Source organism: Pseudomonas sp. zjy_15 (assembly GCF_043101865.1).
GTDB lineage: Bacteria > Pseudomonadota > Gammaproteobacteria > Pseudomonadales > Pseudomonadaceae > Aquipseudomonas > Aquipseudomonas putida_Y.
Map to the genome: position 1 here is coordinate 1 of NZ_JBICII010000119.1, position 14,714 is coordinate 14,714.

General features: G+C 59.7%; 11 protein-coding genes. 6 read left to right on the top strand and 5 right to left on the bottom strand.

Features of this window, described 5'->3' with window-relative positions:
* Positions 1–421 precede the first annotated feature (421 nt).
* From ACF8EF_RS23310 to ACF8EF_RS23335, 6 genes are all read left to right on the top strand, one after another.
* Positions 422–2,869: an acyl-CoA dehydrogenase gene (locus ACF8EF_RS23310; protein ID WP_392460484.1), complete on the top strand. Its 2,448-nt coding sequence runs from the start codon at positions 422–424 to the stop codon at positions 2,867–2,869.
* A 68-nt stretch (positions 2,870–2,937) separates the two neighbouring features.
* Positions 2,938–3,348, top strand: coding sequence for a PA2817 family protein (locus ACF8EF_RS23315; RefSeq protein ID WP_010952919.1), 411 nt, complete (start codon positions 2,938–2,940; stop codon positions 3,346–3,348).
* A gap of 219 nt (positions 3,349–3,567) precedes the next feature.
* Entirely contained in the window at positions 3,568–4,107 is a 540-nt protein-coding gene (locus ACF8EF_RS23320; protein WP_176685443.1) for a fimbrial protein, read from the top strand.
* An 80-nt stretch (positions 4,108–4,187) separates the two neighbouring features.
* Positions 4,188–4,940 (top strand): molecular chaperone, encoded by a 753-nt coding sequence (locus ACF8EF_RS23325; protein ID WP_176685442.1) that lies wholly within the window; start codon positions 4,188–4,190, stop codon positions 4,938–4,940.
* 33 nt (positions 4,941–4,973) lie between these two features.
* Complete coding sequence (locus ACF8EF_RS23330) at positions 4,974–7,463, top strand: fimbria/pilus outer membrane usher protein (RefSeq protein WP_392529358.1); 2,490 nt, start codon at positions 4,974–4,976, stop codon at positions 7,461–7,463.
* 56 nt (positions 7,464–7,519) lie between these two features.
* Complete coding sequence (locus ACF8EF_RS23335) at positions 7,520–8,614, top strand: fimbrial protein (protein WP_176685440.1); 1,095 nt, start codon at positions 7,520–7,522, stop codon at positions 8,612–8,614.
* A 50-nt stretch (positions 8,615–8,664) separates the two neighbouring features.
* On the opposite strand, the gene ACF8EF_RS23340 is transcribed toward ACF8EF_RS23335, so the two are convergent.
* From ACF8EF_RS23340 to ACF8EF_RS23360, 5 genes are read right to left on the bottom strand one after another with little or no spacing between them, the layout of a single operon-like run.
* Positions 8,665–11,406, bottom strand: coding sequence for an RHS repeat domain-containing protein (locus ACF8EF_RS23340; protein WP_392529360.1), 2,742 nt, complete (start codon positions 11,404–11,406; stop codon positions 8,665–8,667).
* A 36-nt stretch (positions 11,407–11,442) separates the two neighbouring features.
* Positions 11,443–11,940 carry a hypothetical protein gene (locus ACF8EF_RS23345; protein WP_176685438.1) on the bottom strand — a complete coding sequence of 166 codons (498 nt, stop codon included), beginning with the start codon at positions 11,938–11,940 and terminating at the stop codon, positions 11,443–11,445.
* Positions 11,937–13,244 (bottom strand): hypothetical protein, encoded by a 1,308-nt coding sequence (locus ACF8EF_RS23350; protein ID WP_392529362.1) that lies wholly within the window; start codon positions 13,242–13,244, stop codon positions 11,937–11,939. The genes ACF8EF_RS23345 and ACF8EF_RS23350 overlap by 4 nt, the downstream gene beginning before the upstream one ends.
* Positions 13,130–14,134, bottom strand: coding sequence for a hypothetical protein (locus tag ACF8EF_RS23355; protein WP_392529364.1), 1,005 nt, complete (start codon positions 14,132–14,134; stop codon positions 13,130–13,132). The genes ACF8EF_RS23350 and ACF8EF_RS23355 overlap by 115 nt, the downstream gene beginning before the upstream one ends.
* Positions 14,104–14,646 (bottom strand): hypothetical protein, encoded by a 543-nt coding sequence (locus ACF8EF_RS23360; protein WP_392529366.1) that lies wholly within the window; start codon positions 14,644–14,646, stop codon positions 14,104–14,106. The genes ACF8EF_RS23355 and ACF8EF_RS23360 overlap by 31 nt, the downstream gene beginning before the upstream one ends.
* Positions 14,647–14,714: the final 68 nt, after the last annotated feature.

The following is a 14,714-nucleotide window of genomic DNA, read 5'->3' on the forward strand; positions in this document are numbered from 1 at the left end:
TCGCCACATACCGTCGTAGGAGCGGGTTCACCCGCGAAAGGGCCGGACCTGCCGACCAATATCCCAGATCATTCAGCGTCGCAGCACCATCGCATTCGCGGGCAAGCCCGCTCCTACATCGATCGGGGGCTCGCCACGTACCGTCGTAGGAGCGGGTTCACCCGCGAAAGGGCCGGACCTGCCGGCCAATGTCCCAGATCATTCAGCGTCGCAGCACCATCGCATTCGCGGGCAAGCCCGCTCCTACATCGATCGGGGGCTCGCCACATACCGTTGTAGGGGAGAATGGAACGGTACAGGCGAACAAATGAACTGAAACTCCCACCGCCACACCCTGTCACTGTTCTGAGCATGCTGTTCACAGCATTGCGTCTAAGCTGTCTGGAATGGCTCAAGCCCTTGGTTCCAAGGAGGACCGATTATGTTGCTGTTGTGGTTGGTGGTGCTGGTGATCGGCGCGGCGTACCTCACGCACCGGCGCCTGGCGCCCTTGCAGATTCTCGGCATCGTGGCGGCCTATGTGCTGTTGATGGGCATTTTCAGCAGTGCACCCGGCTGGCTGCTGGCGCTGATCTGGGTGGTGCTGGCCCTGAAGATCGCCCTGGTCGCGCTCCCGCAGTGGCGGCGCAAAGTGTTTACCGCCCCGGTATTCCGCTGGTTCCAGCGTACCCTGCCGCCCATGTCGCAGACTGAGCGCGAAGCCATCGACGCCGGCACCGTGTGGTGGGACGGCGAACTGTTCAGTGGCCGCCCCGACTGGCGCACCTTGCTGGCCTACCCGGCACCGAAGCTGACTGAAGAAGAGCAGGCCTTCATCGATGGCCCGACCGAAGCACTGTGCGCCATGGTCAGCGACTGGCAGATCGGTCAGGATCTGGACCTGCCGCCCGAAGCCTGGGCACATATCAAGCAACATGGCTTTTTCGCCCTGATCATCCCCAAGGAATACGGCGGCAAGGGCTTCTCCGCCTACGCCCACTCCCAGGTGGCGATGAAACTGGCCACCCGCAGCGGCGACCTGGCCTCCACCGTGATGGTGCCTAACTCACTCGGCCCTGCCGAACTGCTGCTGCACTACGGCACCGACGAACAACGCAACCACTACCTGCCGCGCCTGGCCCGTGGCGAGGACATCCCCTGCTTCGCCCTTACCGGGCCGCTTGCTGGCTCCGACGCTGGCGCGATGCCTGACACCGGGATCATCTGCAAAGGCCAGTGGCAAGGCGAAGAAGTGATCGGCCTGCGCCTGAACTGGGAAAAGCGCTACATCACCCTCGGCCCGGTCGCCACCCTGCTGGGCCTGGCGTTCAAGGCCTACGACCCGGACCATCTGCTGGGCGATGAGGAAGAACTGGGCATCAGCCTGGCGCTGATCCCCACCGACACGCCGGGTGTGGAAATCGGCAGACGTCACCTGCCGCTAGGCGCCGCCTTCATGAACGGCCCCAACAGCGGCAAGGACGTGTTCGTCCCGCTGGACTTCCTCATTGGCGGCCAAGCCATGCTCGGCAAAGGCTGGATGATGCTGATGAACTGCCTGTCGGTGGGCCGCTCCATCTCACTGCCTGCCGTGGGTACAGGGGCTGCCAAGTACACCAGCCTGGTCACCGGCCAGTACGCCAATATCCGTGAGCAGTTCAACGTGCCACTGGCGGCCTTCGAGGGCATCCAGGAATCACTGGCACGCATTGGCGGCAACGCCTGGCTGATGGACAGTGCCCGCCTGCTGACCGCCAAGGCGGTGGACCTGGGCGAAAAGCCCTCGGTGCTGTCGGCGATCCTCAAGTACCACCTGACCGAGCGTGGCCGCGAATGCATCCAGCACGCCATGGACGTGCACGGTGGCAAGGGCATCATCATGGGCCCGAACAACTACCTGGGCCGCAACTGGCAAGGTGCGCCGATCTTCATCACGGTCGAGGGCGCCAACATCCTTTCGCGCAACCTGATGATCTTCGGCCAGGGCGCCATTCGCTGCCATCCGTTCGTGCTCAAGGAAATGGCATTGGCCGGGCGTGAAGACCGCGATCAGGCACTCAAGGAATTCGATGACCTGCTGATGAAACACATCCTGTTCGCCGCCGGCAATGCGGCCAGCACCCTGGTCTACGGCCTGGGGCTGGGTCGCTTTGAGCGGGTGCCGGGCGATGCCCTGAGCCAAGGCTACTTCCGCGCCTTGAACCGCCAGGCGGCGGCGTTTGCCATGATGGCCGACCTTTCGATGATGCTGCTGGGTGGGGCGCTCAAGCGTCGCGAGCGCCTCAGCGCCCGGCTTGGTGATGTGCTGAGCTATCTGTACCTCGCCAGCGCCGCCCTGAAGCGCTATCACGATCAAGGCTCGCCCGAATACCTGCAGCCGCTGCTGCGCTGGGCCATGGAAGAAAGCCTGGCCCAGACGGAGCGTGCGCTGGACCGCCTGCTCGACAATTTCCCCAACCGCTTCGTCGGCTGCGCGCTGCGGGTGCTGGTATTCCCCTTCGGCCGCCGCCATAAAGGCCCCGGTGATGAACTGGATGCCGAGGTGGCCGAGCTGATCGGCCGGCGCAAGGGCGATCCGGCACTGGAGGAACTGCTGGCCGGCTGCTACCGCCCGCAGGCACAACACGACCCGGTCGCGGATCTGCAACGGGCCAGTGACCTGCTCGAAGACACGGCACAGTTGAGCAAGGCCCTGTACCAAGCCGTCAAGGAAGGCAAAGTCCAGCCTGCCCCCGGCCAGTCCGGTATCGACGCCGCCGTCGAGGCAGGCGTGCTGCAACCCGGCGAGGGCCAGCGGCTGCACGAAGCCGAACAGGCTCGACGCAAGGTGATCGATGTCGATGCCTTCGACAAGGCGCAGTTGCTCGCCGAACCGGGCAAGGTGCGCTGACCCTTCGCGAGAAAGGGGGGGCGGCGTATACTCCGCCCCCCGTTTCAGCCATACCGAGGACCCATTCCATGGCCAACCCCTACCTGGAATATCACCTGCAACTGCTCCAGCACCTGCGTACCATTCTGGTGGCGCTGGGTGAAGCAGAACAGGTGCCAGAAGAAAGCCACGCCCTGTTCCTCGAACGCTTCGACGAACTGCTGACGCTATTGCCGCAGGATCCGCTTGAGAGCCAGTACCTGGGCCAGGACCTGATGTGTCAGGTGATCCAGCGTTACCCGCAGATCGCTCATCTGGTGCCGCGTGACTTGCTGTGGTTTTTCGCTGGCGATTGCCTGCACTTCATGCCAGACGAGGAGCTGGCGCTTTATCAGCAGCTTGAAGAGCGTCGCCACGAGGCCGAGTTGAACGCAGAGCCATTCGACTGGAACCTGGAAAAGCAACTGCTGAGCCAGAGTGGTCCAAGCAGTACCCATTAACCTGATTTCACGTGCCCTGGTAACGCCAGGGCACCTGTGGAAGCCTACACCTCAAGATCTTGTAACAAAGCGAAAGATCGCAAAGTTGTCCGGCTTATTCCTACAGCCCGATAAATCTCATGACAAATAGAATCAGCGCCGGGGCGAAAACGGAAAACTGGAAAGACCCAGCCCACCCCCGCACTGAAACTTGACCCATTTACCCAATCAGGTTATGTCATGAAGAAGTCCTTAGTACTATCCCTCGGCCTGCTTACTGGCCTGGCAAGCAATGCTGCATTCGCTTCCGGCTCGATATTCTTTGAAGGCCGCATCACGCCCGAAACGTGCCCTATCGAGATCGTCAATCCCGGTGACGGCAATGTCAGTGACCGCGTCGCCATGGGCGAAATTCCCATGGGGCGATTCCCCGCTGCCAACGTTGAAGTCCGTGGCGCATCTTTTAACATCCGCGTACCCGACAAAACAGTCTGTGGCATCAGCGAAGACAATGCCTTCGTGAAGTTTGACGGTGCCGCTGATGCCAGCGGCGACTATTTCAGCATTGGTACCAGTGCCGGCACGGCAGAAAACATCTCGATTGTCATCAGGGACAGTTCCAAGGCCTCGATCAAACCTGGTGGAACCTCGGTTGATTACCCACTCAACGCGACAGGCCCAACCGACCTCCGGTTCGACGCCTACTACCGTTCCACTGCCAGCACCGTGACGCACGGCCTTGCATCCGCCCAGGTTCGTTACACCGTCGACTATCAATAATTACGCATAAATTCTGTGCAGTCCTTGCACGGTTAAACCATCCAGGCGTAGTTGTGCGTCTGGATGCAGCGAGTTACCCGATGACCAATCCGTCAACATTCACGATACCCGCCCGCGTCGTTGCTTGTGCCTGCCTGACCTTATTGATGCTTACCCTCTCGGTAAGCAGTCATGCCGCCTTGACATTAAACAACACGCGCCTCGTTTTCAACGGCGACAAACGCAGTACATCCGTCGTTGTTCGAAATCCATCGAAAAGCATCTATGCCGTGCAGGCCTGGATAAATACGGACGCCGACGACAATACGACCAGCGTCCCCTTTGCAACGTCCCCACCGCTGTTCAAGATCAACCCGAACAGTGAACAACTTCTAAAGATAATTGGACTGCCCAATACACTGCCGCACGACCGCGAGTCGCTGTTCTTCTTCAACGTGCAGGAGATTCCGCAAGTCAGCAGCGACACGGGCAATCAACTCAACATCGCCTTGCGCACACGCATCAAACTGTTCTATCGGCCGCACACACTCAAGGGTACGCCGACCGATCACCTGAACTCGCTGACATTTTCCTTGAGCGTACGTAACGGGGTGGAGCAGTTGGTGGTCAAGAACCCATCGCCTTTCCACATCACCTTCAACCGCCTGGAGGTGAATGGCCAAGGCCAGCAAACCACCTTGAAAAACACCGCCATGCTGGAACCCTTTGGCGAAAAAGCCTACCCGCTGACCGGCATCACTCGCGCCTCAAGCCTGCAGGCCCGTTTTTCCATCGTCAATGACTACGGTGGCTTCACCGAACCGCTGAGCGCGCCTATTCAACCGGCCAACTAGGGCCTGCCTCGCACGCAAACAGGAATCGTCATCATGGTCCTCCCCCCACTACGCTGGCGCATTATGCGCCGCCAGCGCAGCGCATTGCTGTGCCTGCTGGGTAGCTCCACCTTGCTCTCAGCGCCCTACTCCCAGGCAGACTCCGGGTTCCAGAGCGGCTTCCTGCGCCAAGTGCCTGGCCAACCGCAAGCAGCGAGTGCCTGGTCGCTGAGCATGTTGACCAGCGATCAGGGGCTCGCGCCTGGCCGCTACCGGGTAGAGGTACAGGTCAATCTTGAACCTGCCGGCCAGCATGAGCTGGACTTCCAGCCAGGCCCGGATGGTGAGCTGCAGCCATGCCTGCCAGCCAGGCTGCTTGGCGAATGGGGAATGCGCCTGGACGCTCTGGCCAATCCAGAGGATCAGGCGAGTGCCTGCCTGGACTTGCTGACTGTCGTTCCTGGTGCACAAATCGTCTTCACCCCTACGGATCTGCACCTGGCCATCTCGATTCCGCAGATCGCCATGCGCCGGAACACCGCTAACCAGGTCGACCCTTCCCGCTGGGACAGTGGTATCAATGCCGCTTTCATCAACTATCAGGCCTCCACCCTGAACGGCCGCAATCGCTCCTCTGGCCGTTACACCAGCAACGACCTGTACCTGAACAGTGGTATCAACCTGGGCGAATGGCGCCTGCGCAGTACCCAGTCCTGGCGCCAGGGCAGCCAGGGCAAAACGGAATGGACCCGGGCACAGACCTACGCACAGCGCGATATACCGGGTACCCTCGCCAATCTGACGATTGGCGAAACCTTCACGGACAGGGAAGTGTTCCGTTCGGTGCCAATATCAGGCGTGCGCGTGGCCTCGGACATGGGCATGCTGGCCGACAACCAGCGCGGCTATGCCCCGATCATTCGCGGCGTGGCCCAGAGCCGGGCAAAAGTCGAGATCTGGCAGCATGGTTATCCAATCTACTCGACGTACGTCAGCGCCGGCCCCTACGCCATCGACGACCTGAGTACCGCAGGCAGCGGCGAGCTGGAAGTGGTCGTGACCGAGGCCGATGGCCAGGTCCGCCGCTTCATCCAGCCGTACTCGACCATGAGCAATCTGCTGCGCCCAGGCGTATGGCGTTACAGTGCCACGGTCGGGCGCTACAACCCCTCCAGCGACCTCGAGACCCCTCTGCTCTGGCAAGGCACGCTGGCCGTAGGCTCCTACTGGGACACCACCGTTTACGGCGGCTTGATGGCCAGCGAATTCTACCGCGCGGGCAACCTGGGGTTTAGCAAGGACCTGGGCCACCTGGGTGCAGTGGCCTTCGATGTAACGCAGGCGTCCAGCGCAATCGACAATGCCCATGAGCGCGAGGTGCAAGGTTCCAGTTACGCCCTGAAGTATGCCAAGGCCTTCACCACCCAAACCAACCTGCGCTTTGCCGGATATCGCTATTCGACCCAAGGCTACCGTGACTTCGATGAAGTGGTGCGCCAGCGCAGCCAAGACACTACGTTCAGCGGCAGTCGCCGCAGCCGCCTGGAGGCCTCGGTCCACCAGAGCCTGGGCAGGACCAGCTCGCTGACCCTGACGCTGTCGCAACAGGACTACTGGCGCAGCAATGCCACCCAACGGCAATACCAGTTCAACTTCAACACCCAGCATCGGGGTGTAGGCTACAACCTGTTCGCCTCACAATCGTTGACCGACCGTTACGGCAGTGATCGTCAGTTCGGCCTGAGCGTGACGGTACCCTTGCATTTCGGTCACCGCGCCAATGCGACCTTCGACCTGCAGCACAACGCCAACGGCTACAGCCAGCGCGCCACGCTCAGCGGCAGTGACAGCGCGCTGAGCTACAGCACCAGCCTGAGCCGTGACGAACACGCCCGCAAGACAGCGGCACTGTCACTCGGCCATCAGGCGCCCTATGCCAGCGTGAGTGCTGGCTATACCGAAGCCCACAACTACCGCAGCCTGTCATTGAATGCCAGTGGTGCGGTGCTGCTGCATGCTGTCGGGCTGGAGTTCGGCCGATACCTGGGAGATACCGCGGCCTTGATCGAAGTCCCTGGCGTGGCCAATGTGGGCCTGCAAAATGCAACAGGTACGCGCACCAATTCACGCGGCTATGCACTTTTGCCCTACCTGCAACCGTACCGGACCAATTCGGTGGTCCTGGAAACCGACCGTCTCGATCCTGATGTGGAAATCGACAACGGCATCGCCCAGGTAGTGCCTCGCCAGGGTGCAGTGGTCAAGCACCGCTTCGAGGCACGCCGCGTTTCACGCCTTGTACTGACCCTGCACGATACCCAGGGTCAACCGCTGCCCTTTGGGGCCCAGGTGCTGGCCGAGAACGGTACCCAACTCGGCATGGTCGGGCAGGCGGGCCTGGTAATGCTCACCAACCCCAGCCAGGAGCAACCGCTGCAGGTGAGTTGGGGCGACCAGCCCAACGCCGGCTGCCGGGTGCATCTGGACGGGCTGGACGCTCCCGTCGTCGACGGCTATCGCCAGCAAACCCTGACCTGTATCTAGCAACCTTCACGCGGTGCAGCCTTACCCACGGCCGTACCGCGCCTTTCAGGACCCCCATGAAAAGCATCAACAAGACCCTTCTCCAGGCGCTGCTCGCCACCCTGGCATGGCCGGCTGCAAACGCCATGGCCATGCCGGTAGACCAGACCCGCTGCGAGTTCGAACCGCTGATCAGCGCAAACCTCAAGGTCCATGTCCGCGACCTGAACACCCTTTATGTGCCACGCGATGCGCGGATCGGCACAACGATCGGCACCCCAGAGCTGTTCGAAGCTACTCTCGACCAGAACAACCTTGCCCTCCTGTGCCGGACCTACGGCGAGCGGATAAATTTCAACTTCCAGGCCGCCCGCGGGGTACATCCTCCGCTGCCTGCGGTTGATGGGCGCTTGCTCGACGCCCCCGTCCTCAGGACCAACATTCCAGGCATCGGAGCGATCGTAGAGTTGCTGCACCCCTTTCTCGGTGGCACCGACCAGTTCATCCCCGACAGCAGGCCACCCAGGGTGCCGTTCACGGCCTATTACGAGCAGACCCTGTTGGGCCCGGCCACGCTAGCCACGTTCAGGCACAGGATCACGCTGGTCAAGACCGGCGATCTGCCGCCCGGCGAGCATCAGCTGGATGGCGTACTGGTGACCGGCCATCTGGACTGGGGAGGCTTTGGCAAAGTTCTGGAATACACCCTCAGGGCAATGGTCATCCAGACCCAGTGCGATGCTTCAGCAGACGTCAGTGCCAACCCGGTGGACCTTGGCGAATGGAGCGTCAACGACTTCACCGGCCCAGGCTTCACCACGCCTCCTGCAGCATTCCAGGTCCGCTTGAGCAACTGCCAGGTGGACCCTGACCCGGGTAACGAGACCCTCGCTACCATCGAACTCGATGGCATCAATGGTTCTCGACCGATTGGCCCTGCGGATGAAAACGTGTTCAGCCTGACCGACGACTCCGCAGCCCGTGGCATAGGTATTCAGATGCTGTACAACGGGGTATCGATGCCCCTGAACAAAGAGATCGACCTGGTACCCCTGACGAGCGATAACGTGCCTTTGAATTTTCAGGCTCGCTTCTACCAGACAGAACCCAACAGCAACCTGCGCCCGGGCTTGGCCAAGGGCGCCTTGAACTTCACCATTCGCTACCGCTGAATGCGACGAGGCCGGTCCCTATACCGGCCTCGTCGCCCCCCCCGGTGCCCTTAGCCAGGGGCCGTGCCGGACAGAATGTTCTCTGGGTCATAGTTGTAGCGACAGCGTTCACCGTCCGGGGTCTCGACCCTGAGCAAACGGTTGAGCCCGTCATACGTCAGTACCCGACCCTGCTCATCACTGATCAGGTTGCCATTGTCGTCGTAACACAAATCGATAGCCAGCTGCGGATCGTATTTGACGATCTTGAACAACTCCTCCAGGTCGTGATCGACGTCATAGCTCCCCAGTAGCGCATCAGGCGGAATGATCCGGCTCATTTGTGCCGGATCGCTATTCTTGAATTCGTACAAGGTCCGCTGGAACGACCCGTCCGGGCGGTAGGTGATCACCGAGAGGATGTTGTCCAGGCCATCGAAGCCGAATATCTGCCTGGCAATGGTTTGACCGGAGGGGTCCACGGGCGCTTCAGGGCCATCACAGGTGTATATCTGCAGCCGCCCGCGCCGATCGTACTGGTAAGTCTCATGCCGCAACAGCGTGGCCTGGCTTTCGTCGCTGCCCTTCGGGCGCTCTTTCAGAATGCGGGACTTCAAACAATCGAACTCATCATAGTCCTGTGCCAACGTTTGCACGGTGTCACCAAAATCGAAGGTCCGCAGGATCTCCCTGTCGAATTCATCGTACTCGAGCAGAATTGCCAAAGCATTCCCGGTGCTGGCATCGGTGGTGGTAATGGACGCCATGCGTCCTTGGCGGTCATACCCGAACGTCGACTCCAGCAGCAGTTGCCCGGAAGGCGCACGCTGCAGCCGGTAGCGAGACCTTTTGGGCTCAGGCGCGTGCAGCGTGGTTTTTTCCAGGCGCCCGACATCGTCGAAATCGTAGAGCTGTGTCTGCCCCAGCACATCCACATAGGCACGCAAGCGACTGCGAAAACTGTAGTCGTAGGCCATGCTGAACACTTCACCATCCACCGTACGCGACTCGCGCTTGACCTCGCCGTTGCTCAGGAAATGGCTACGGTCCAATGTGTAACCGGAATTCTCGTCATCCCCAGGCTCTTCGCAATGGGTAAGCCTGGCATTTTTCAGGTCATACTCGTATTTCGCTTCCTTGCCGGAGAGGACCCGAAGGACGGGCTCTTCACCCAACGCTGGCCGGTACTGGTACTCGATCCGGGTACCATCCGGCGCCTGCACCCAATGCGGTTGCCGCTCACCTGGGTCATATTCGAATTTCTGCTCTCGCCCTCCGGTCTTGGCCACGGTTCGCCGCTCAAGGCCATCGAACACCTGTTCGCCCAACAACACGGCGGCGTTTTCGGTGTTACCCACCTTGATGCTGACCGGCAGGTCATTGCGACTGTGCCCGGCATAGGTGCGATAGACCGTGTTGACTCGATCTGCCAGGCGTTCCTCGCGGACACGGTCGAACGCGTCGTAACGATACTCAACCACACGCTGGCCTGTACCGCTTCCTTGAGCTTCCCTGCTCAGCCGGCCAAGCCCATCGTAGTCATTGACCTGCAAGCTGATACTGGTGCTTCCATCCAGGGCAAATCGCTCGATCCGCACCGGCTTCTCGAACAGGTTGTACCACGTCTCGTTGATGCCGCTGACCCGTGAGTGCTCCACCTCACGCCAGGCGCGATGCACCGGACCGTCCTTGCTCGCCACCTGGTCGATTTCCTCGACTTGAGTCGTGCCATCCGGATTCAGGACAGCGTACCTCTGGCCCCAGTCGTCGTAACTGATGTGGCTGGTCAATTCCAGCAAACCATCACCCAGCCAGTCGATTTCGGTTTCCTCGACCAGCTGGTCCAGTTCGTCGTGACGAGCGCGGTAGATAGGCCGCAAAGCACCAGCATACGTTGCGCTGTCCTTGTCTGCGCGCTCTTCGAAGATGGGACGGCTGAGCCCGTCGAGCAGCGTGTGCGTCTCGACTTGCTTCACGTCATAGGCCCATTGCTGGGCCTGCTCGTTGTCGTATGCGCAGAGGAAGTACTTGTAATTGCGTTCCGCTTCGAAAGGCTCACGTACGCACAAGTACCCCAACACGTCCTCATAAGTGAAGCGCCAGCGGGCCTGATTGGCCGTGGGCAGGATGATCTCACTGACCCGGTTGTCGCTTTCGCGCAACGTCATCGCATACCGGGCCAGCGGGCCACCATCATCACCACCGGAAGGGTAGCAAAGCAGTTCGACACGGCTGTTGTCGCTGCGTTGCAGCCTCAGCAGCACGTCACTTTCATCCTGGACCTCGCTCAAACGCATGTGACCCTTGCCGAAGGGTAGGTAACTCAGGTGCAACATGTGCCCCAGCGGTGAATGCAGCTCCACGGGCAAAGCGACTTCGCCCTCTCCCGAGCCCATCACTTGCAGCACCTCGACCAACCCTGAGCGGTGCTCCACGCGAAAACGTGCGGCCCCACCGGGCCCAGGGGGATCCTCATACAGATCGAACTGCCGCAGCTTCTGTTCTTTCATTTCCAGTCGCCCGGTAACCGATGACTTACCGGTAATCCTGTACGCTTCACCACTGCTCAATGTCACGATGTGCTTGCGTACTTGTGTCAGTTGCAGGTTCCAGCCCTTGCCGAATCCAGAATCCTCGCCATTCAAAGGGCTGTAGAACAACGCCAGTTCGAAACCTGGGCCTTGCAAATCATTGCCTTGCAATTCGGGCAGCCTGATCGACACAGTGTATTGCCCGGTGCGAGGATCAACGCCGCTTTCTATATAGGAAGAAAAATTAAAGGCATTGGAATGCACTGAAGTGGATGTGGTCATTAGTTAGCTCCATCAAACAATCAAGACTATTGATGATTACGGGACTTCGCTCAGCGGCACCAAAATGCGCACACAAGATAGTTTGCCTTTGATATTGCCATGATCATATTCATGCTTAGCCAGCTCCAATCCCGCCGTCACCGGGTCACCTACACCATGCGCATTGAGCTCTTCGATACTCATCCAACCCGTAGTAGTCGGTTGTTTTGTTGTTTTAACGACAAACCTCCAGTCATCCGTCTTGTTGCAGTCTCCTTCGGAGTTAAACGTCACCAATGTCGTTGAGGGTACATTGTTGAATTTGAAGTAGGAAATCGAATCATTTTTACAGGTGGTGTTCGACATTTCGAAGTCTGTGAATTCACCCGGTTTCCCCGAGACCGTACATTGCTTGCCACTGGGTAGCCCTGAAGGGTCCATATTCTCGGCGAGCTGAATCGTACCTGGACGAACTGGCCCGGTCGCTGCCTGGCCCACACTGTGGAAGCCGAAAAACATACCGATTACAACGGCTGCCATGCGATAACGTTTCATACGTGTTCTCCTTCTTGGTAATTACTAAGCCGGGCAATTGAAGTTTGTCTGCCCGTCGGTCGCAAGGGGACCGTGTGGACAAGAATATTACGATCACCAATGGTGTCAGCGGGCAGGTAATCGATCTGGACAATATGCAAATTCGCGTGAGCGTCGCGCAACTGAACATATAACGGTTTACTCAGCTTCTCAAAGAGAGCCTTATGAGGGGCTGCAACATAACGGGGCAGATCCCGCCGACGGAAATTGACAATTGCCAAAAGACCGGGCTGGTACACCGAGCTGACTTCACGTTCGACACCATCGATCAAAGGCTTCGAATCGGGATCAAAGGAAACAAACTTCGGCAGCGGCTCGTTGTAGCCCTGAAAAACATACCCGGTATAACTGCGGTAGTACTCTTCTGGAAAAGAACTTTCCCAGCGCACCATCGAGGTATTCACATCCCTGTCGTTATCACTTTCCTTGGCCTTGACGAATTCGGCGGTATAGAAGGTCCCGTGGTTGTAGCTCAACATCCAGTAATCGTCGGTCTCCGGGTGCAGGTCGAAATCTTCGTGCTCCGGTTCTGTCGAGCCCGAATTACCACCGCCACCCGCCGCCCGTGTGCGGGTAAATGTGTAGTCTGTGGATTTGTAGGCGTCCGGCGTGTGTACCTTGACCTCGATCTCGGCATTCTGATGACGGGTGTCGTTCGAGTAGAACCATCGCCCGGTCCTTGCCTGGAAACCGGCGTAAAAAACTTCCGACGTAGAGGCTCCGCGGCGGTGCAAGAACATCTGCAGGCGGATGGTTCGGTCCAGCGGCGTACTGTCCACCTTCTTGACAAAGGCATTGAGCTCAGGGAACAGCAGTCGGGCGAGCAGCTCCAGGCCGTCGTCGGAGGCATGGCCAAGCATGTCCTTGTTCAGCACCAGCGTTGCCGAGTAACCGCCGTCGGGCAACAGATATGGGTAGCTTGTGCCTGGCGGCTGACCATCGAGCAGGCTATCGCGCAGGCGGATGAACACCAGCACTGCGCCATCGCCGTAGTTGACGGCATCGCGTACTCGCGCACCAGGTGCCGCCTGGGTGCGCAGGATGAAGCCTGTAGGTGTCAGCGGGCCATAACCGGAAAAGTCCACGGTGCCCAGCTCGAACCTGGCGCAACGGCCAGGCATCTCACCCATCCAGGCTTGCAGTGCGTCGATCAGTTGCTGAGCGAGGTCGGGTTTATCGTCGAACAGGTTGCTGGTGAACCGCCCCCCCTTGGCAAGGTTGAGCGCAACGAGGCCGTACGGGTGTAGGTGAACGTCAGCGTGCAATAGGACTTCCAGTGCTGGCGGACCTCATCGTGTTCAAAGGTGACACTCAGAAAGGGCTGGAAATCCGCCAGGGCAGCCCGCCCCTGATCGCCGGCCGGCGCCCCTGCGTTTACGGCAATTTTGAAACCCTCGCAGGCAAACTGATACTTGTCGCTCTCGTAAGTGCTGGGGTACACCTCCAACAGGCCGGCCGTGGCATCCAGCCGCTGCAAGTTATTGTCTTCATCGAACCGGGCATCGAACGCGCCACCCTCGAGCATCTGCGCCAGGCCCGTGGCGTAAGCTGCACGGTGCAGGAAGCGCGACGTCAGCAACAGTGCGCTGTCGACCGGTTGCGCAAGATCATCGGGGAGCAGGAACGGGTAATCGGACTGCTCACCGGGCAGGTTGCCCACAGAGCCATTGTTGATACCCGCGAATATCACCAGTGCGGACTTGCCGTCGGCTTTGCTGACGTGGGTGCGTACTTCACTGTGCCGAACCGCCAGGTAGGGGTTGCCAGACAGCGCCTTGAAGTCAACCAAGGGATAAACCTGCCGGGCGCTGCCCAACCCGCTGAGCACTTCCTTGAAGAATCGCCCGGCGGCCTGCCGCTGTGGCAAACCACCGCCCAGGTCCAGCTCGGTATCCGTGCCTTCACGCAGGTCGGCGCTCACGCCCTGGGCATCGGTGCTCAGCAGCAGTTTCTGAGTGACCGGCAACGGGTCGAGCAGGTCGTGAACCGACAGGCTCAGCAGCCCCTCGGTCTTGTCCATGACCAGATGGCTCCCGCCTTCCAAGGCCAGGCTTTGCCAGACCTTGGGCGACGTGTAGTTCGCTTGCATATCCACCAGTGCGGGCGGCCCCATGCGGTAGCCCGTCAGGATGTGGGTGACATCGGAATTTGGCATGGCGATCTCACCTTCGATATCGCCCAGGGCACTGTCCGGTTGGCCATGGCGGCATAGGGCGCTGTTGCCAGCAATATGCCTTCGGGATTGAGCAGGTTGACGTCGATCACCCCCTCATGGGCATCTTGCAAGTGGGCGACCGGCAAAGCCCATATGCCTTCAGCGGGCCGGTCAACGAAGAAGAAACGACGCTTGGACTCAGGCCCCACAGGATTGCCGGCGTTATCCAGACGCGTGAACGAATAGAACACCTGGCCACCGCGCAAGGCGGTGACGAGTGCGTTATCGATCAGGATCTCCCCGCGGCCGGCATCCAGGCTCAATACTTCGCGTTCGCCAAAGAGGTCCTCGGCACTGTTGTCGGCCTTGCACCCCCGCCAGTTGATATATACCAGGTCGTGCTCGGCAATGCCGGGATAGCTAATCCAAGTCATCAGATCGGCACTGCCAAGCGCGTCCAGATCGACAGAGTTCATACGTTCATTAAGGTGTGAAACGTCTGGCATGTCCATGTATGAATATCTCCGCCTTGCACATGTCCGATTCGAGAGTTGGCATAGATATAACACCGCCCCTGAAC